The organism is Bradyrhizobium sp. CCBAU 11430, assembly GCF_028128855.1.
In the GTDB taxonomy this organism is placed as follows: domain Bacteria; phylum Pseudomonadota; class Alphaproteobacteria; order Rhizobiales; family Xanthobacteraceae; genus Bradyrhizobium; species Bradyrhizobium ottawaense.
This window is the reverse complement of the sequence record NZ_LBJV01000071.1, coordinates 111,816-130,718: the sequence shown is the minus strand read 5'-3', so window position 1 is coordinate 130,718 and position 18,903 is coordinate 111,816. Positions and strand designations below refer to the sequence as shown.

The window sequence follows — 18,903 nt, the reverse complement described above, 5'->3', positions numbered from 1 at the left end:
CTGTTGGCACTACACCTGCATCCGCTGCGACAAAGAGGCTGACGAAGCGTTAGGCATTTCCGGCGAGAGAGAGTTGGGGGTGGCGAGAGACATGTGCGCCGCCCTTTCCGTGTCGAGAGCTGCCGAAGCGAGAGCGTCGGGCAACAGGTTCATGTGAATTCAGGCAGACGCGGCGAGCCGACTGCATTGAAGCGCGTTTAGGAGCAATGGATGGCCACCAAGGCAAAGACGCTGCAGGCGAAGGACAAGGAAAAAGACGACAAGGCAGCGGACGCGCCGGAAAAGGATTCCCAGGACGCGCCCTCGCCCTTGCTCGACCTGTCCGACGCCGCCGTAAAGAAGATGATCAAGCAGGCCAAGAAGCGCGGCTTCGTGACCTTCGATCAGCTCAACGAAGTCTTGCCGTCCGACCAGACCTCGCCCGAACAGATCGAGGACATCATGTCGATGCTCTCCGACATGGGCATCAACGTCACCGAAGCCGACGATAGCGAAGGCGAGGACGACAAGGACGAGGGCGGCGAGGACGAGACCGACAACGAGCTCGTCGAGGTCACCCAGAAGGCCGTCACCGAGGTCAAGAAGAGCGAGCCGGGCGAGCGCACCGACGATCCCGTGCGCATGTATCTGCGCGAGATGGGCACGGTCGAGCTCTTGTCCCGCGAAGGCGAAATCGCCATCGCCAAGCGCATCGAGGCCGGCCGCGAGGCGATGATCGCAGGTCTCTGCGAAAGCCCGCTGACCTTCCAGGCCATCATCATCTGGCGCGACGAGCTCAACGAAGGCAAGATCTTCCTCCGCGACATCATCGATCTCGAAGCCACCTATGCCGGCCCCGACGCCAAGGCCGGCATGAACAATGCGATGATCGCAGGTCCCACCGGCGAGAACGGCGAAGCGCCCGCCGAGGGCCAGGCCGCCGCTGCGACCGGCGCCCCCGCGCATGTCGCTCCGCCCGCCGCGCCGCCGTCGCCGACCCCGTTCCGTGCCGCACCTGCGCCGGGCGGCACGGAAGCCGGCGAGGAGAAGGATCCGGGCGAGGCCGCGGCCGAGTCCGACATGGACGACGACGAGTTCGAGAACCAAATGTCGCTCGCGGCCATCGAGGCCGAGCTGAAGCCGAAGGTGGTCGAGATCTTCGACAAGATCGCCGACAGCTACAAGAAGCTGCGCAAGCTTCAGGAGCAGGACATCCAGAACCAGCTCCAGAACGAGTCGCTTTCGCCGCACCAGGAGCGCAAGTACAAGAAGCTGAAGGACGAGATCATCGTCGAGGTGAAGTCGCTGCGCCTCAACCAGGCGCGTATCGACTCGCTCGTCGAGCAGCTCTACGACATCAACAAGCGCCTCGTCTCGCACGAGGGCCGCCTGATGCGCCTTGCCGACAGCCACGGCGTCGCGCGCGAGGACTTTTTGCGCAACTACACCGGCTCGGAGCTCGATCCGCGCTGGCTCAACCGCGTCTCGAAGCTGTCGGCCAAGGGCTGGAAGAACTTCGTCCATCACGAGAAGGACCGCATCAAGGACCTCCGTCACGAGGTGCATCAGCTCGCCGCGCTGACCGGCCTCGAGATCGTCGAGTTCCGCAAGATCGTGCACTCCGTGCAGAAGGGCGAGCGCGAAGCACGCCAGGCCAAGAAGGAGATGGTGGAAGCCAACCTCCGTCTCGTGATCTCGATTGCAAAGAAGTACACCAACCGCGGCCTGCAGTTCCTCGACCTGATCCAGGAAGGCAACATCGGCCTGATGAAGGCGGTCGACAAGTTCGAGTACCGCCGCGGCTACAAGTTCTCGACCTACGCGACGTGGTGGATCCGGCAGGCGATCACCCGCTCGATTGCCGACCAGGCCCGCACCATCCGCATCCCCGTGCACATGATCGAGACGATCAACAAGATCGTGCGTACGAGCCGCCAGATGCTCAACGAGATCGGCCGCGAGCCGACCCCGGAAGAGCTCGCCGAAAAGCTCGGCATGCCGCTCGAGAAGGTCCGCAAGGTCCTCAAGATCGCCAAGGAGCCGCTGTCGCTGGAGACGCCGGTCGGTGACGAAGAGGATTCACACCTCGGCGATTTCATCGAGGACAAGAACGCGATCCTCCCCATCGACGCCGCGATCCAGTCGAACCTGCGCGAGACCACCACGCGCGTGCTGGCGTCCCTGACGCCGCGCGAAGAGCGCGTCCTGCGCATGCGCTTCGGCATCGGCATGAACACCGACCACACGCTGGAAGAAGTCGGCCAGCAGTTCAGCGTGACGCGCGAACGTATTCGCCAGATCGAAGCGAAGGCGCTGCGGAAGCTGAAGCATCCGTCAAGGTCGAGGAAGCTGCGGAGCTTCTTGGATAATTAGGCTCGAGCTGCAGTGCAGCAATCAGAAAACCCGGCGTTCGCGCCGGGTTTTATTTTGGCCAAATTTCGTATAATTGACAATTATAGGTAGAGGTGTGCCGAAGTAGGTAGCTGAGATTTTAGGAACAAATTGAACTCAGGGTACGCGGCGCCGTCCCATTAGGCGGACGCTTGTCATTCCTTCAGACTGCAATGGTGTACATCATGATTGATTTGCCTGAGCTCGAGAGAAGGTTGTCACGCCCGCGTCCGGGACGCGCGATCCTGTTCACCGGAGCCGGTTTCTCTTGGGGGCCAAAGAATTCACTCAATGAGAAAGTCCCTCTTGGCCGCGAGTTCGCCGCTATAGACGGCCTGCCCGATGGATTACGTAGGAATCCCATCGTAAAAAACGCAAGACGATCTGCGAGCGAGGCATATGATTTGGTCGAGTAGTTGACTCCCGAGATTAGAGCCAACACGAGTAGTGCTCGCTGCCGTCCCACCTCACCGTCTACTACAACACCCGCTGCCCGGTCTGCGACGCCGGCATCGACTGGCAGCGCAACAAGCTGCTGGCGCTGGTACGCGCGGGGACGGTTGAGTTCAATGACATCAACGAGCAGCCCGATGCGCTGGCGCACTTTGGCGCTTCGCTCGACGACATCAGGCGCCGTCTGCATGCGACGGATGAGGCCGGCCGGCTCATCGTCGGTGCGGATGTCGCGATAGCGTTGTGGAGGCTGACGCCGGGGGAGGGGTGGCTTGCGGCGCTGCTCGGCAACCGTGTAGCGCTGCCGTTCACGGCGCTGGTGAGCGCCTGCTGATGTCGTCCTACTTCTTCTTCACCCCGACCCGCTCGATCCGCTTGATCTCGAGCGCGGGGCGGCCGCTCTTTTCCGCGATCTCGCGGTCCTGCTCCATGATGAAGTTGCGCGCGGGTTCGTCGCCGTCGAGGCCGCCGAGCAGCTCTGAGGGCACGCGGCGGTTGGAGCGCTGGGAATCGTCTTCATAGAAGACGTTGAAGAAGGCGAATTCGCCTTTGGGATTGGTTCCGGGTTTCTTGGCCATGGCGGCTTGTCGTCGATTGGAGGGCCGCAGTCAAATGACTTTGGCGGCCACCGACGTCAGTCCAGGCCCGAACGCGACGGGGATCGATGCGGCTGATTGAAATCGGGCTGCGGGGAGGGCGGCGGGCGCCTGTTGCGATCTGGCGAGACCCTTGCTCAACCAGCCCTTGTTCAGGCAACGCTTGCCTCAATAAACGGCGGGCCGAAGCCCGCCGTCTATTTCTGGTCTTCAGTGTCGCCCGGGGCTGGCGGGGCGACAACCTAAAATAGAAGGCTATAGAAAGTGCCCTGCGATGGCAAGGCAAATCGTGGCGGCGTCGATGTCGCAGCCAGCGGATCAGATATGCGGTGGTTGCGACGTGTGATTACCATCCACGTCGAAGCAATTGTTTAGAACGTCAAATCAATTTGTTCATCTTGCCGGCTTCGCGATGCAACGCGCGTGCCGTGCTGTGTCGGAAGGCGCGCCAACCTGCACCTCTTCCCGCCTGCGTGCAGACAGTGTGATCCCGATCCGCAATAGCGGGTTCCATCGTCGCCGCTCATGTCTCAATGCGTGCGCGTGCGCCGCGCCGTCTCCTGCACCGCGAGCCGCGAGCCGCGATCCGTGTCCGCCGCCCTTGCCGCTGTGCTCTTTAAGTCCCTGCGCCATGATCGCGCTGCCCATCGCAGCCGAGCCGAAGGTGATGAGGAAGGATGCCAGCAGCAGCGCGAGCGCGATGCCGGGCGAACTGTCGGCGAAGATCAGCTCGCGCAGATGTCCGGGGTTGAGCCAGAGCAGGCCGCCGACGAGCAGCGCCGCGGCGCAGGCGCCGATCGCGAGGTTGATGGCGAGCAGGCGGAACAAGGGGATGCGCAGGAGCGAGGGGCGGGCCGGCTTGTTCTGATGGTCGGGCATCGCTGGTTGCCTCAGACTTTGTCGCGCCCGGGAATGACGAGAGAGAGAAGTCTGCGGCATCCATCTCACGCCGTCCGCGCCGCGATGTTGACCCGCATCAAACTCCCGCGCGACGTTTCACGGCGCCACCAGCTCCACGCGCCGGTTGAGCGCGGCCGGCGTCCGTCGCGTTCGGGCCGACCGGCGCCAGCAATCCGACGCCGGCGGTGCGCAGGCGTGTCGGCACGATCCGAAAGCTCTTCACCAGCTCGGCGGCCACCGCCTCCGCGCGGCGCTTGGAGAGGTCGAGATTGTACTCATAGGCGCCCTGGCTGTCGGTGTGGCCGACGATGAAGACGTTCAGTTGCGGCTGGCTCGCGAGCAGCCTGGCGATCTGCTCCAGCGTCGGCCGGCTTTCCGGTTTCAGCACCGCCTTGTCGGTGTCGAAATAGATGCCGTAGAGCGCGATGTGGCCGGTCTCGCCAAGACCCTTCGCCATCGCGGCGGCGTCGACCATCTTGTTCGCGATGGCCCCGAGCTCGGCGATCGTGACCTGCGCGGTGATGTCCTGGTTGTTCTGGCTGACGATGACGCTGGCATAAATCTCGCGCCCGCCTTCGGCCTTGCGGCCGGCAAAATAGCGGTAGTTGAAACCGTCGACCCACATCTGCGGCACCGGCAGCGTGTCGATGCTTTCGGTGAAGGGGATGGCGCCGCAGGCGTCGGTGTCGCAGGCCAGCAAGGTCTCGAAGCCGGCCTTGGCAAGCTGCGTCTCGAAATTGCGTGACACCTCCAGGATCGAGGGCCCGGGATTGGTGCGATAGGCGATGCGGATGATGCGGCCCTCGAGCCGCCGCGCGTCGGTCGGCTGGCCGTCCCTGAAGCTTGCGGCCTGCATCCGTGCCGCGTCAAAATCCTTCACCACATAGCCGGTGACGACGCTGCCGGCGAACCGGCCGATGCCGGGATAGTCGCGCGCGCCCGCCACGTCGCGCGTCTGCGCGGAGGCGGGGATTGCGTGCAGGACGAGCAGGGCGGCAAGGACGAGCATTCCCGGGATGTTCTGCGGCGCGGACATCGGCACTCTCTGTCGGTTGCGGGGGACGGGACGCAAGACGTTAGTCTCGCGCGCCGTCCTGCCGGTTCTAACCGACGAACCAATCCCGGTTCGATTGTCCCGGAAAGCGCGCTGCCGCCTCAGGCCGCAGGTGTGGCCCGGCCGACGGCCGCACGCTCCTGCGCCGCCTGCTGCCGTTCCATCATGGTCTGCCAGAGCGTTGCGATGCTCGCTTGTGTCTGCGGCGCGATCAGGCAGTGGCCTTCATTGTCGAAGCCGCAGAACCGCACCGAGGGGTCCTTCTTCACTTCGATCAGCGCCTGGTTGATCATCTCCAGGCACGTCATGACCCCGCCGATGTCGGGCAGGCGGGTGTGATGCAGGATGTCCATCAGGCGGAAGGTCATCACCGCGGGCTGGCCGAAGCTGATGCCGGGACGGCCGAGCTCGAGCAGCACGTTCACGGCCGGAAGCACGCCCCTGATGTGCTCGAGCACGCCGGCAACGTCCTCCACGCTGCAGGCGACGAGATGGGAGGCCTGGGGCGGGATCGTCACGGGCGCGCGCGGCGCAAGGCCGAGCGAGGTGATGACCTCCTGCTCGATCCATTGCCGTACCGCTGCGGGGGCATTGCGGATCTGCTCGGCGGTCAAGGTAATTCCGGTCATGGACGCTTCTCCTGGGCGACTCTCCTGTTCGCTGCAATCTAGGAAGCGGGACGTGAGACAGTTTGATGCGGATCAAGCCTTCTGATTCAAGCCTTGCGCCTTCAAGCCTTGCGCTTTCAAGCCTTGAGCCTTCAAGCCTTGCGCTTTGACGCTCGCAGCTTTCCCGGGCATGATCCGCGCGCTGCTTCGCGCAGGTTTTTCAGGGGATTGCTCCACATGCTGAGACTGCTTCTCGCCGCCGCGTCCGTCATTTGTCTGGCCGGCGGATCGGCGCAGGCCGCGCGCTGCGGCGGCGACTTCAACAGCTTCGTCGCCAGCATGGCCCAGGAAGCGCAAGCGGCCGGCGTCTCGGCAAGCGTAACCAGCGCGGCGCTCAGCGGCGTCACCCCCGATGGCGCGGTGCTCGCCTTCGACCGGCGCCAGCGCCACACCTTCAACAAGAGCTTTGAGCAGTACGTCTCGACCCGCGTCGGCCCCGGCCGCATCAATGGCGGCCGCGCGCTGCTGCAGCGCCACGCCGCGCTGCTCTCGCGCATCGAGCAGCAGTTCGGCGTGCCCCGCACTATCCTGGTCGCGATCTGGGGCCTGGAGAGCGATTTCGGCAAGGGCGACATCGGCAAGATGCCGGTGGTGCGTACGCTGGCGACGCTCGCGCATGATTGCCGCCGCACCGACCTGTTCCAGGGCGAGCTGCTCGCTGCGCTGAAGATCGTGCAGCGCGGCGACCTGCCGCTGCGCGACCTGATCGGCGCCTTTGCCGGCGAGATCGGACAGACCCAGTTCCTGCCGTCGTCCTACATCAAATACGGCGTCGATTTCGACGGCGACGGCCATGTCGACCTCCGCCACAGCGTCCCCGACGTGCTCGCCTCGACCGCAAACCTGCTCCACACCAGCGGCTTCAAGATGGGCCAGCCCTACGGCGAAGGCACCGCCAATTTCGAAGCGATGCGCGAGTGGAACAGGGCGGTGGTGTATCGCAAGACGATCGGGTATTTCGCCGATCGGCTCGCGGGGCAGTGACGACACACGCAGTCTCGTAGGGTGGGCAAAGGCGCAAAGCGCCGTGCCCACCATTTCCATCCGTCGTCGGAAGTCGTGGGCACGCTCCGCTTTGCCCACCCTACGACGGCCCAGCTTGTCGTTTGTAGGATGGGTAGAGCGCAGCGAAACCCATCGCGTACTCTCTTTGCGGAAACATGATGGGTTTCGCTGCGCTCTACCCATCCTACGAATTCACGTCCCCTTCGCCATTTTCTCCAGCCGCCGCTGCAGCGGCGCCCAATACGTTGCCGGGCGGAAGCGCTGCAACAGGTCCATGAAGCGCGCGTCGTTGCCGATCAGGATGCGGGGTTCGTTCTTCTCGACACCCCTGATGATGCGCAGCGCAGCGTCCTTCGGCGTGGTCCTTGCCGCGGTCTCGAACCGCTCGATTGATTGCGCGCGGCGGGAATTGTCGGTGACGCCGACCCCGGTGCGGGAGTTGCGCGCGATGGCGGTGGCGACGCCGCCGGGATGCACGACCGACAGCCTGACCGGGCTGCCCGCCACCGCGAGCTCGTGCCGCACGCTCTCGGAGAAGCCGCGCACCGCGAACTTCGCCGCCGCATAGGCCGATTGCCCCGGCGGCGCGATGATGCCGAAGATCGAGGAGAGGTTGACGATATGCGCCTCGGGCCTCGTCTTCAGATGCGGCAGGAAGGCGCGCGTGCCGTGCACCACACCCCAGAAATTGATGTCGAACAGCCAGTCCATCTGCGCCTGGTCGATCTCCTCGAACGAGCCCATCAGCGCGACGCCGGCATTGTTGACGACGATGCCGAGCGCGGGATGCGCGGAGATCGCCTCGTTTGCGAACTGCGCGATGTCGTCGGGTTCGCCGACGTCGATGCGGTGCACGCTGACCTTGCGTCCCGCACCGATCTCGGCCGCGAGCGTCTTCAGCCCGGCCTCGTCACGGTCGGCCAGCGCGAGATCGCGGCCGCGCTGCGCAAGCTCGATCGCCAGCGCCCGGCCGATGCCGCTGGCGGCTCCCGTGATGGCGGCGGCGCCGCGAATCGTGGTCATGATGTTCCCCGTCAACCCCTGATGCGGGAACTATGCTTTACATTTTTTCAGAATGGAACCGAACCGCAGCCGAGTTGGCTCCTTAACTTACGTTACGCGAGCAAGCATTGGGAGACGCCGATGGGACAAGCACAACCATTTCGCGCGACTGCGCTGATCGTCGAGGACGACGTCATGCAGCGGGAGATGCTCAGCCTGCTGCTGGAGGAGAGCGGCTACCAGGTCATCCAGTGCGAAAGCGCCGAGGCCGCCGAGCGCGTCCTCGACAAGAGCGCCGGCGCGCTCTGCCTGATGATGACCGACGTCCAGCTCGCGGGGCGCATGACCGGCGTCGAGCTCGCGCACGTCGCCAAGGACCGCAATCCCAAGCTCGACGTCGTCGTCACCTCCGGCCGACCGTTGAGGCAGCCCTTGCCCGACGGCGCAAAGTTCTGGGCCAAACCCTGGGCGCCACTCGACGTGCTGCGCGAAGCCGAGCTCGCGCAACTGGCTTGAGCGAAGGTTTCACTATCAAATCCGTCATCCTGAGGCGAGTGATGGGGCGCTCAGCGCCCCATCGGGAGCCTCGAAGGATGCACGCCCGAGATGCAGCCGGGCCCTCGCCCTTCGAGGCTCGCCGAAGAGGCTAGCACCTCCAGCGACAACGGCTCCGCAGTTGCGCGGGGGTGACGGATGAGAACCTGAAGGCCCAAGGCCCGACTTTCCCGCCGTGACGCCGGGTGATAGCGTCGGCCCATGTCCTGGTCCTTCCTGCTCACCTCGCTCATCGTCGTCGCTTCCCCCGGCACCGGCGTGCTCTACACGCTGGCTGCGGCGCTGACGCGCGGCTCGCGTGCCAGCCTCGCCGCCGCCTTCGGCTGCACGCTCGGGATCGTGCCGCACATGATGGCGGCGATGCTCGGGCTCGCCGCCGTGCTCCACACCAGCGCGCTCGCCTTTGCCGCGCTGAAATGGGGCGGGGTGCTCTATCTGCTCTACATGTCCTGGCAGGCGCTGCGCGAACAAGGTGCGCTGGCGGTCGAGGGCGAGATCCGCGAGCGTTCGGTCGGCCGTGTGATCGTCACCGGCTTTCTGATCAACATCCTCAATCCGAAGCTGTCGATCTTCTTCCTCGCCTTCCTGCCGCAGTTCATCGCCGCGGACGAAGCCCATGTGCTGGCGCGCATGCTGGAGTTGAGCGGCGCCTTCATGGCGATGACCCTTGCGGTGTTCGTGGTCTACGGCCTCTGCGCCGCCTCGGTGCGCGAGCACGTCATCTCCCGCCCGCGCATCATGGCCTGGCTGCGCCGCAGCTTCGCCGCCGGTTTCGCCGCGCTCGGCGCCAAGCTGGCGTTCGCGGAACGGTAGGCTCTTCTTCCGGTCGCTCGTGGCTAGGCATTTGCACTTGCCGCCATCCTTCGAGACGCCCGCTTTAGGCGGGCTCCTCAGGATGAGGGCGGGGTGCGTAGCGGCTGCTTCAACGGGCACAGTGCCGCTTAGCCTCATCCTGAGGAGACCGCCGGAGGCGGTCGTCTCGAAGGACGAGGCGTGCGTTCAGGTGCAGCCGCTATAGGCCATTGCTCGGTCGTACGATTGAGAGAGCAAGCCAATAAAAAAGCGGGCCTCGCGCCCGCCGCCTTCAAACTCTCTACCCGAAGCCCGGGCGGAGCGAGGCTCCACCCGGGCAAAGAAACAGAAGCCTCGTTACTTCTTCTTCGCCTTCTTGGCCTTCTTCGCCTTCTTCTTCGTCGCCTTCTTCGCTTTCTTAGCCATAGGATCCTCTTAAGGGTTAATGGTGGAACGCGACACGAGGGATGCTCGGCGGAGGGCCAGCCTCGCAACATCCTCGACGACAAACTCAGCAGATTCGCGGGTCTCTGCCCCGCGCTGTCACATCCGTGTCATCGCGTTATCCACAGCTCAGATGCATTTTCGGGTGATTTTGGTGCGCGAATCCGCATCGCGGCGTCGAAGCCGCGTCGTCGCCGACATCCCTAACGATCCGACAACGAAGCGGCGCCGTTCATGAATCCAAAACCAAAGGCGCGTTTTGCCGGATCGCGGTGAGACTCCATTAAGCGCGAGGGCCGCATTCTTCTCCGCAAGAAAACGGGGATGGGTCATGGACGGACGGCTGCCAGGGACGGGGGGCGCGACGCTGCGCATGCCGCGCGCGTCATGCTGAACGTACCGACGCTCTGGACCGTCTTCGTCGTCAACTTCCTGGCGCTCGGCGTGATCTGGGCCTACGTGACGCGCTCCTATCCGAAGTTCGCCGCCGCGCGGTTCTGGATGGCATCGTCCTTCGTCGGCGCGATCGGGGCGATGACGGCCCTGGTCCGCCTGTTCGTCGCCTCTCCCCTCCCGCTTCTGCTCGGCGCGGCCGGCGTCATCGCCGCGAGCTGCCTCGCCGCGATGGGCATTGAGCGCTTCTATGGCCGGCCGGTCTCTTGGCGCCTCATGACGGCTACGGGAGGCTTGAGCCTTGCCGGCGTCGTGGTCTTCATGGTCGGCTTCGAGCACATGCAACTGCGCATGCTCAGCTACACGCTCGGTCAGGCCCTGCCGCTGGTGCTGGCGCTGCGCCTGCTGCTGTCGCCGCCGGAAGGGCGCGTCAGCCCGGGCGCGCGGCTGTCCGGCATCGTCATCCTCACCATCATCGCGATCCTCATTGCCCGCACGATCGGCAATCTGCTCGGGCATGATCTCTCGGCGAAGGCCGGCGGCCAGACCCATGCCGTCATGGTGCTGGGGCTGCTGTTCCTGTCGATGACGCTCAATTTCGGCTTCCTGCTGATGGCGATGGACCGGCTGCGCGGCGAGGTCGCCGATCTCGCGCTGCTCGACGATCTCACAGGCGTCGCCAACCGGCGGCATCTGCTGCAGCGCCTGACCGAGGAATGCGCCCGCTCGGAGCGTAGCGGCGCGCCGTTCTCGCTGCTGGTGATCGATCTCGACGGCTTCAAGACCATCAACGACACCCACGGCCATGCCGCCGGCGATGCCTGCCTGCAGCACTTCACACTGATGGCGCAGACGCGGCTCCGGCCCGGCGACATGCTGGCCCGCACCGGCGGCGACGAGTTCTGCGTCGTGCTGCCGTCCTCGTCCTTGCGCGAGGCCGCCGCGATCGCCCGCCGCGTGCTCGAGGTCTGCCGCCAGGATGCCGAGGCCTGTACCGGCAGCGAGATCCCGATCGCGATCTCGATCGGCGTCGCGCAGTGGGATCGCGGCATCGGAGAATTCCCGGATCGCCTGATGGCCAATGCCGACCACGCCCTCTATGCCGCCAAGAAGAACGGCAAGAACGATTTTGCCGTCTACGATCCGTCGCCGCCGCTCTCGCCTGAGCCGATCGGCCGGGGCGAGACCGCGCGCCATTTCGCCTGAGGCCATGCTAGGTTTGGTCTCTGTTGGACCTGCATGATGATCGCTCGCCTGCTCGCGGCCGCCCTGGCCGTTTTCTTTCTGACCGCCCCCGCCGCTGCCGTGGATGCTGAGCTCGCAAAGCTCGCCCGCGCCTCCGGCACGCCCGACATTCCCGGCCTGAAGATAGTCTGGCTGGCGCCATGGGGTGACGTCCGGAGCGCAAGACCCTGGCGCAACATCATCGTGCACCAGACCGAAGGGCCGGCGGGCTCGGCGCGCGGCGGCGCGCAAGCGCAAGCGAAGACCCCGACGCGGCGCGGCGTCACCGTGTGGGTCGAGACCGACGGCACGGTCTATTGGGCGGTCGCGGAAAACCTGGTGCCGACCCATGGCGACGGCGCCAACCGCAACGACAACAAGTTCATCGACAACCGCGCGACCTATCGCCAGGTCGTGCGCGACAATTCGATCGGCGTCGAGTTCGCCGGCAATTATCCTGATGTCGCGGCCGGCCCCACCGAGGCGCAGGTCGCTGCGTGGCAGATCCTCGTGAAGGTGCTGCGCGCGCGCTACGACATCCCGCTCGAACGCGTCTATGCCCACAACTGGATCGACTACAAGGACGCGCGCTATTGCGAAGGCTGCTGGCTCGCGACCCTGGCGAGGATGTGGGGGGAGTGACGGAGGCGTCACACCGCCTGCGCCATCCAGCCGAAGAACCGTCGCATCAATCCCGGCCGCTCCGGCAATTCGGGCGGTCCATCTGCCGCCAGCACGCGTTTGAAGAAGTAATCCAAAAACACCACGTCGTTCGGCTCGGTGACGGTGAAATTCTCCTCGCCGAAGAACACGCTGTAACTGAAGAAGAACGGATCCATGAGCGGGATGGTCGCTGTGCCCGCATAATCCTTCGATATCACGAACTCGGACGGCTCCAGCCCGCGCTCGCGCATCGCCTGCTCGACCAGCGGCAGCTTGCGCATGAACTGGGCTGAGAAGCCGCCGACGGTGGATTGCAGGATGATCGACATGGTGATCGTCCAATCGATGCTGTCGGTCCGATCATTCTGGGTCGGATGACCGGCGAGGCCGGTTCAAGATGACTGGCCCCGCGCCTCCGCGAACATGCTGGACATCACACGCAAAAAAGCCGGCGTTGCCGCCGGCTTTCTGTCTTTTCGATCCGCCAATTTCTCGCCGCGGCGAAGCCCGCTTAGTGCGCGGCTTCCAGCGCGGCCTGTTCGGCCCTTGCGATCGTGCCCTTGACCGCGGACTGCACCTTCTCGAAGGCGCGGACCTCGATCTGGCGGACGCGCTCGCGCGACACGCCGAACTCGGCAGCGAGGTCTTCCAGCGTCATCGGCTCATCGGCGAGGCGGCGAGCCTCGAAGATGCGGCGTTCGCGCGGGTTGAGCACGCCCATGGCGCCGTTCAGCGCGTCACGGCGTTCGTCATACTCCTCGTGCTCGGCCAGCATGGCTTCCTGGTTGGGCGTATTGTCGACCAGCCAGTCCTGCCATTCGCCGGCTTCGCCGTCGTCGCGGATCGGTGCGTTGAGCGACGCGTCGCCACCGAGGCGGCGGTTCATGTCGATCACGTCCTGATCGGTGACGCCGAGGCGCTTGGCAATGATCTTCACCTGGTCGGGGCGCAGATCGCCCTCGTCCAGCGCGTTGATCTTGCTCTTCGCCTTGCGCAGGTTGAAGAACAGCTTCTTCTGGTTCGCGGTGGTGCCCATCTTCACGAGCGACCAGGAACGCAGAATGTACTCTTGAATCGACGCCTTGATCCACCACATGGCGTAGGTGGCGAGACGGAACCCCTTCTCGGGTTCGAAACGTTTCACCGCCTGCATCAGGCCGACATTGCCTTCCGAGACGACCTCGGAGATCGGCAGGCCGTAGCCGCGATAGCCCATGGCGATCTTGGCCACGAGCCGGAGATGGCTGGTGACGAGTTGGTGCGCCGCGTCGCGATCGTCATGCTCGCGCCAACGCTTGGCGAGCATGTATTCCTGCTGGGGTTCCAGCATCGGGAACTTGCGGATCTCGGCGAGGTAACGGGAAAGGCCGGATTCTCCATTGAGGACCGGCAAAGCAGCGGTACGGGCCATACTGAAGCCCTCCAAAGGTTCAGGCCCCCGATAGCGGCGGGCCAGGCAGACGACCGCTGTGTTAAAGCCGGCCGTAGCTGCGATGTTCCGTTGGTCATTTCCAACGCACGCGCAATATACCCCATGGGGGGCCAAAAAGGGAAGGATTGCTGACGTCACGACCCCGTGTGGCAGCTATAACTTTTTGTAATGTAACGCTTTTCTTAAAGGGCCTGCGTCATACCGCCGCTTTCAGGGAGCCCTGGAGGAGAAGCAAATCCTCCGGCAAAGCCGCCTCCCAGTGGAGTAATTCTCCGGTCCTCGGGTGCTCCAATACCAGCAAATACGCATGCAGGGCCTGCCGCCCAAGCGCGGTCAGCGCGACCTGCGACTCGGGACCGAGCTGGTTCGCCTTGGTCTTGAAATGCGGGCCATAGACCGCATCGCCCATCAGGGGATGACCGATATGGGCGAGGTGGACGCGGATCTGGTGGGTGCGCCCGGTCTCGAGCTCGCAGGCCAGCAGCGTCGCGATCGGCTTGCCGTCGCGCCCGTTAAAACTCTCCAGGATCTCCCAATGCGTCACCGCCTCGCGGCCGCCCTGGCGCACCGCCATCTTCTCGCGCGCATGCGGATGGCGGTCGATCGGCGCGTCGACGGTGCCGCGATGGCGGCCAGGGACGCCCCAGGCAAAGGCCATGTAGCCGCGGCGCATTGCACCGGTGCGGCCGTGGTCGGCGAATTGCGCGGTCAGCGAGGCGTGGGCGAGGTCGTTCTTGGCGACCACCATCAGTCCCGTGGTGTCCTTGTCGAGCCGGTGCACGATGCCGGGCCGGCGCACCCCGCCGATGCCCGACAGCGAAGAGCCGCAATGGGCGATCAGCGCGTTCACCAGCGTGCCGGTCTCGTGGCCGGCCGCGGGGTGCACGACCAGGCCCTTGGGCTTGTTGATGACGACGATGTCGTCGTCCTCGAACACGATATCGAGGGCGATATCCTCCCCCTTCGGCTCCGGCGGGGCCGCTTCCGGCACGTCGATTATGATCGTATCGCCGGATGTGACGTGATAAGCGGGGTCGCGGACCGCGGAGGCCTTCAGGCTCACCGCGCCCGCCAGGATCAGGGCTTTCAGCCTCGATCGCGACAGGTCGGTGAGGTGGACCGCCAGCACGCGGTCGAGCCGGGTCGAGCCCTCGTTGCCGGCGACGACAACCTCCAACCTTTGCGCAGAGCCAGAATTTTCCATGACGACGACTGATACCGCTGTTCCCGAACCGAGCCCCGAGCAGGCCGCGCTGTTCGCGCGGGTGCGGCGGATGATGCTGATCGCGGGGTTGACCACGGCGCTGGCGATCTGCGCCGTGCTGATCGCGGTGGGCTACCGCCTTTTCAAGTCCGAGGGAAGGGCGGCCGAGGCGGCCAGTGACGTCACCGCCATCCTGCCGAAGGGCGCCAAAATCGTCTCGACCGGCCTCGCCGGCGACCGCCTCGTTGTCAGCCTGGATGTCGGCGGTGTCATCGAGATCCGCACCTTCGACGCCCATACCCTCAAGCCGGCCGGACGGCTGAAATTCGCCAATGAGCCGTAAAAGGCTCCTCGGGGTCCTTGCGGCGGACAAATTTCGAGGCTATTGGCTAGCCCTCACGCTCCCTTCGTCTAGCGGTTAGGACGCGGCCCTCTCAAGGCTGAAACAGGGGTTCGATTCCCCTAGGGAGCGCCAAATCCGCGATATTCCTCGACTTTTTGCTGCGCCCCCATCCGACGGCGGCCCCGTCCGGCCGCGCGATCTCGCTTGGTCATAGGTTGCGCGCCGCAGCGTCGACGCTGATGCTGATGAAGCGATCGAGTGGACCCGCCCTCACATTCACTCCGGCGCAAAGTAAGCCACATCGCGCCGTCGCTTCCGTGCCGCGCGATGGTTGCATGACGAGGCGCGCGGCTCGGGCTCCGCTCGACGCCTGTTTGAGCGGCGATCGCGAGAAGAGCCCTGGCCGTAAGCCCTGGCCGTAAGCCTTGGCCGTGAGTCCTGGCCGCAAGTTCAGTGATGCGCCGAAATGCTCCTGACGGTCTCGGTGAGCATATCACCGGACGCGGAATGGCCGACGTCGCCCAGGCTGATGATGCCGACCATCCGCTTGCTCTTGTTGATCACCGGCAGCCTGCGGACCTGCAGCTTCTCCATGTGATGCATCGCCTTGGCGAGGTCATCGTCCTCGCGGCAGCAATGGATGCCCTCGGTCATCACGTCGCGCGCCGTCGCGCGGCCGGCATCGAAGCTGTGGCTCGCGAGCCCTTTGCAGACGATATCGCGGTCGGTCACCATTCCGACCAGCTTGTCATCCTCGCCAATCGGAATGCAGCCGATGTCATGCGCCCGCATCAGTTTGGCAAGCTCGGTGATTGGGGTGTTGGGGCTGACCCAGTCGACACCCTTGTGCATCACGTCTTTGACTTTCATGGCGAGCCTCCGTTCGTGGGTTTCAAGTGCGTTGATGCAATGCAACGGCCCCCCAATCTTCCGAACTCCGACCAGACAAGCGCAGACACTCTCGCCGCCACCCTGCGGAACAGTATGACGGCGACCTCGCGGCCAGAGTTCCCGCCCAAGATCGCAACGGCAATGGGCGGTCTACAAAATCCTCAGTCATGCGCGCTGAAGCGCCCGTGCGGTGCGTTGGCCGTCAGGCGCGCAAACTGCGCGTGACCCATATGGAGCAGCGTCTCATGATCGCCGGCTTCCATATAGATGTCTGGCTGGGCCTCGATGCTGTCGTCGACGATCATTTCCAATCCGTAGCATTTGCCGACGGCGGGAACCGCACCGTGTGCACAGTCGCTGAACAGCCGATTGACCTCGGTTTCATTGGCCATGTGGACATTGTCGCCGAGGCTTGTCCTCAGGTCCGACAGGCGGAGGTGATGCGATGCGGGCAAGATGGCCAGCATGTATCCGCCGTCGCGCCGCAACACGATGCCCTTGGCGAGGCGGTCCCCCGAGATATGGCATGCCTCGGCCGTTCGAGCCGACGTCATGCTGAGTTCGTGCGGGATCACCTCGTACTGGATGTTCTCAGCGGCGAGGTATTTTTGGAGCGTGGGAGCAATGGCCATGACATCACCTCCGATGCGGAATGCAAACCATCCACCGTGAGGTCGACCCTGCAGACTCTCGCCATACGATGGGCGGCTGCCTGACTAGAGACTCAACATAGGTCTTCCATCCGCAAGCTGCAAATCATCATCAGATAGTCGGATAATCGCCTCCTCTTTCGAACCGGCTCTTGCTGCGCTCCGTTTGGGCACCAGGTCTCGCCGAAGTTGTATGGCAATTTCAATTACATAAGAGTTCGCGATGTCCTGAGCGGCGCGCCGGACAAATCCTAAGCCATTGAAAACCTGCACACTCTGGGCAACCATGTGAGCCTGGAGAGACCGCTCTGCTACGCACGTAGCCTCACAGGATGGTCCGCAATGGCGACTTCGGGTCACATGCAGCGCGCTTCGCGAACATCCGCTCCCATCGTCACGCCGGATGCTCAAATCAACCTCGCGGTCGCAGCATGGCAATCCTGATCCCCAGTCTGGGCTTCGCGCGCTTCGACAGCCGTGGAGAGCTACGACTCGCGGAACGGCTCAAGGACTTCCTCGAAGAGAACGCCGTCGTTTGGCACAACCTCCCTGTTGGCCCTCTCAACCGGCATCCGGATTTCATTATCGTTCATCCCGCGAGCGGCCTGCTCGTGCTCGAGGTGAAAGACTGGCGGCTGGAGACGATCGTTTCGGCGGACAAGACCAAGGTCGAGTTGCTGACAAGTCGTGGTGTCGTACGGGAGACCAATCCCCTCGAGCAGGCTCGCAAATATACGTTCGAGGTCGTGCGCACCTTGGAGCGCGATGGGCAATTGCTGTTTCCGCCCGGTCATCGCTACATGGGCCGATCCCTTCTTTCGTTCGGCTTCGGGGCCGTGTTCACGAATATCACGCGCAAGCAGTTCGACCAGACCAATCTCAAGGATGTCTTCGTCGAGCATTTATGTGTGTTCAAGGATGAAATGACGGAGGGCGCCGATCCCGAAGAATTCCGGTCGAGATTGTGGCGCATGGTTTATCCGCGTCTCGGAGAACCTCTATCGATGCCGCAGTTCGACCGGCTGCGTGCGCTGCTCTTTCCAGAAATACGCATACGACAGATTGCCCTGCCTCTGGACGACGCGACTGGGGTCGATCCTGCGGACCGGACGCTTGCGGTCATGGATATGCATCAGGAGCAGTTCGCGCGCAGTCTGGGAGAGGGGCATCGGATCATTCGCGGCGTCGCCGGATCGGGCAAGACGCTGATCCTGGCCTTCCGGGCCGAGTATCTGGCGCGCGCGGCGTCAAAGCCGGTGCTCATCCTGTGCTACGCCAATGGCATCGCCGGGCGGCTTGAGGATGCCATGCAGAGCCGGGGCGTAGAGAACCGCGTTCAGGTTCTTACCTTTCATTCCTGGTGCTACCGGATGCTGCGGACGTATGGGATTCCCGCCCCATCAGAGCGAGACTATCCTGACTACGCAAAGCGACTGGCTGCGAGCGTTTCAGAGGTCGTGAAGGCTGTAGATGAAGGCCATATCCCGGCGGAGCAGTACGACGCTGTCCTGATTGACGAGGCCCACGACTTCGAGCCGCAATGGCTCGCGCTTGCGGCCAAGATGGTGAACCCGCGCACCAAGGCGTTGATGGTCGTCTACGACGACATCCAGGCCATCTACAAAGGACGTGAACGGCCGGTGTGGAGTCAGCTCGGCATCGAAGCCAAGGGCAGAACGACCGTGTTGAAAGTCAACTACCGCAACACGGCGCAAATCGTCGCCTTCGCGAGACGCTTCGCTGCAGACGTCATTGGCGCTCCGGGCATCACGGCCGACGATGAGCACGCCATCCTGTTGCCCGAAGATGCGGGTCGGCAAGGACTGGAGCCGGACGTTCGGCGGTGCGTGAGCGTCGACGCAGAAGCTCACTGCGTCGCCGAATGGTTTCTCGATCGGAAAAAGGCCGGGTACGAGTGGTCGCAGATGGCGTGTCTCTATCCGGAGCACTGGATCGGCGGGCGGGTCGCGCAGATACTCGCCACGCATGGCGTGCCGATCGATATGGCCAAAGACAATCGCAACAGAGTCTCGATCAAGCGGGTGGCCGTGCGGTTCTTGAGCATGCACAGTGCGAAGGGGCTGGAGTTTCCCTGCGTCGCCATCGCTGGCCTGGGCTTGCTCGGCCGTCACGGTGAGACCGTCGAGGAATGCGTCCGATTGACCTATGTCGGGGTGACCCGGGCGACTCACGAGGCGCTCCTGACCTATTCGAGCGAGTCCGCCTTGGTGCAGCGTTTGATTGCGTAGACTGGCACAGCCGCT

General features: G+C 64.1%; 17 protein-coding genes, 1 tRNA gene and 2 pseudogenes. 10 read left to right on the top strand and 10 right to left on the bottom strand.

Annotated elements, in window-relative coordinates:
* The first annotated feature begins 210 nt into the window (after nt 1-210).
* A complete protein-coding gene (rpoD, locus tag XI04_RS31795; protein ID WP_271611342.1) occupies nt 211-2,352 on the top strand; it encodes an RNA polymerase sigma factor RpoD in 2,142 nt (713 codons plus the stop codon).
* A 472-nt stretch (nt 2,353-2,824) separates the two neighbouring features.
* A complete protein-coding gene (locus XI04_RS31790; RefSeq protein ID WP_404536975.1) occupies nt 2,825-3,157 on the top strand; it encodes a thiol-disulfide oxidoreductase DCC family protein in 333 nt (110 codons plus the stop codon).
* A gap of 7 nt (nt 3,158-3,164) precedes the next feature.
* Here the strand turns inward: XI04_RS31790 and XI04_RS31785 are convergent, their stop codons facing one another.
* From XI04_RS31785 to XI04_RS31770, 4 genes and pseudogenes are all read right to left on the bottom strand, one after another.
* Nucleotides 3,165-3,401 carry a hypothetical protein gene (locus XI04_RS31785; protein ID WP_028140470.1) on the bottom strand — a complete coding sequence of 79 codons (237 nt, stop codon included), beginning with the start codon at nt 3,399-3,401 and terminating at the stop codon, nt 3,165-3,167.
* A 548-nt stretch (nt 3,402-3,949) separates the two neighbouring features.
* Nucleotides 3,950-4,298: pseudogene (locus XI04_RS31780) on the bottom strand (hypothetical protein).
* A 117-nt stretch (nt 4,299-4,415) separates the two neighbouring features.
* Nucleotides 4,416-5,328: pseudogene (locus tag XI04_RS31775) on the bottom strand (OmpA family protein).
* Between the two features lie 146 nt (nt 5,329-5,474).
* On the bottom strand, nt 5,475-6,002 hold the full coding sequence (locus XI04_RS31770) for a hypothetical protein (protein ID WP_028140467.1): 528 nt from the start codon (nt 6,000-6,002) through the stop codon (nt 5,475-5,477).
* 216 nt (nt 6,003-6,218) lie between these two features.
* Between XI04_RS31770 and XI04_RS31765 the strand changes: the two genes are divergently transcribed.
* Nucleotides 6,219-7,025 (top strand): lytic murein transglycosylase, encoded by an 807-nt coding sequence (locus tag XI04_RS31765; protein WP_028140466.1) that lies wholly within the window; start codon nt 6,219-6,221, stop codon nt 7,023-7,025.
* A 213-nt stretch (nt 7,026-7,238) separates the two neighbouring features.
* On the opposite strand, the gene XI04_RS31760 is transcribed toward XI04_RS31765, so the two are convergent.
* Nucleotides 7,239-8,069, bottom strand: coding sequence for an SDR family NAD(P)-dependent oxidoreductase (locus XI04_RS31760; protein WP_271623881.1), 831 nt, complete (start codon nt 8,067-8,069; stop codon nt 7,239-7,241).
* Nucleotides 8,070-8,189: 120 nt separating this feature from the next.
* Between XI04_RS31760 and XI04_RS31755 the strand changes: the two genes are divergently transcribed.
* From XI04_RS31755 to XI04_RS31740, 4 genes are all read left to right on the top strand, one after another.
* Nucleotides 8,190-8,564, top strand: a complete 375-nt coding sequence (locus XI04_RS31755; protein ID WP_028140464.1) for a response regulator — start codon at nt 8,190-8,192, stop codon at nt 8,562-8,564.
* Between the two features lie 240 nt (nt 8,565-8,804).
* Entirely contained in the window at nt 8,805-9,416 is a 612-nt protein-coding gene (locus XI04_RS31750; protein ID WP_028140463.1) for a LysE family translocator, read from the top strand.
* 810 nt (nt 9,417-10,226) lie between these two features.
* Entirely contained in the window at nt 10,227-11,438 is a 1,212-nt protein-coding gene (locus tag XI04_RS31745) for a GGDEF domain-containing protein (RefSeq protein ID WP_038971079.1), read from the top strand.
* A 33-nt stretch (nt 11,439-11,471) separates the two neighbouring features.
* Nucleotides 11,472-12,098 carry a peptidoglycan recognition protein family protein gene (locus XI04_RS31740; RefSeq protein WP_271609533.1) on the top strand — a complete coding sequence of 209 codons (627 nt, stop codon included), beginning with the start codon at nt 11,472-11,474 and terminating at the stop codon, nt 12,096-12,098.
* A gap of 8 nt (nt 12,099-12,106) precedes the next feature.
* Here the strand turns inward: XI04_RS31740 and XI04_RS31735 are convergent, their stop codons facing one another.
* From XI04_RS31735 to XI04_RS31725, 3 genes are all read right to left on the bottom strand, one after another.
* Nucleotides 12,107-12,448, bottom strand: a complete 342-nt coding sequence (locus XI04_RS31735; RefSeq protein ID WP_271609532.1) for a hypothetical protein — start codon at nt 12,446-12,448, stop codon at nt 12,107-12,109.
* 182 nt (nt 12,449-12,630) lie between these two features.
* Nucleotides 12,631-13,530: an RNA polymerase sigma factor RpoH gene (gene rpoH, locus XI04_RS31730; protein ID WP_018318222.1), complete on the bottom strand. Its 900-nt coding sequence runs from the start codon at nt 13,528-13,530 to the stop codon at nt 12,631-12,633.
* A 217-nt stretch (nt 13,531-13,747) separates the two neighbouring features.
* Nucleotides 13,748-14,755, bottom strand: coding sequence for an RluA family pseudouridine synthase (locus XI04_RS31725; protein WP_028140458.1), 1,008 nt, complete (start codon nt 14,753-14,755; stop codon nt 13,748-13,750).
* Between XI04_RS31725 and XI04_RS31720 the strand changes: the two genes are divergently transcribed.
* Together XI04_RS31720 and XI04_RS31715 are read left to right on the top strand one after the other, a co-directional pair.
* Nucleotides 14,754-15,098, top strand: coding sequence for a hypothetical protein (locus tag XI04_RS31720; RefSeq protein WP_028140457.1), 345 nt, complete (start codon nt 14,754-14,756; stop codon nt 15,096-15,098). The genes XI04_RS31725 and XI04_RS31720 overlap by 2 nt on opposite strands.
* A gap of 57 nt (nt 15,099-15,155) precedes the next feature.
* Nucleotides 15,156-15,230 (top strand) — tRNA-Glu (locus XI04_RS31715).
* Nucleotides 15,231-15,548: 318 nt separating this feature from the next.
* On the opposite strand, the gene XI04_RS31710 is transcribed toward XI04_RS31715, so the two are convergent.
* Both XI04_RS31710 and XI04_RS31705 read right to left on the bottom strand, forming a co-directional pair.
* Nucleotides 15,549-15,968: a CBS domain-containing protein gene (locus XI04_RS31710; protein WP_028140456.1), complete on the bottom strand. Its 420-nt coding sequence runs from the start codon at nt 15,966-15,968 to the stop codon at nt 15,549-15,551.
* A 182-nt stretch (nt 15,969-16,150) separates the two neighbouring features.
* Complete coding sequence (locus tag XI04_RS31705) at nt 16,151-16,621, bottom strand: aminoacyl-tRNA deacylase (protein WP_028140455.1); 471 nt, start codon at nt 16,619-16,621, stop codon at nt 16,151-16,153.
* Between the two features lie 449 nt (nt 16,622-17,070).
* Here XI04_RS31705 and XI04_RS31700 point away from each other — a divergent pair, with 449 nt between their 5' ends.
* The gene (locus XI04_RS31700; RefSeq protein ID WP_095426753.1) at nt 17,071-18,888 is read left to right on the top strand and encodes a DEAD/DEAH box helicase; all 1,818 of its coding nucleotides are present in this window, start codon (nt 17,071-17,073) and stop codon (nt 18,886-18,888) included.
* Nucleotides 18,889-18,903 lie beyond the last annotated feature (15 nt).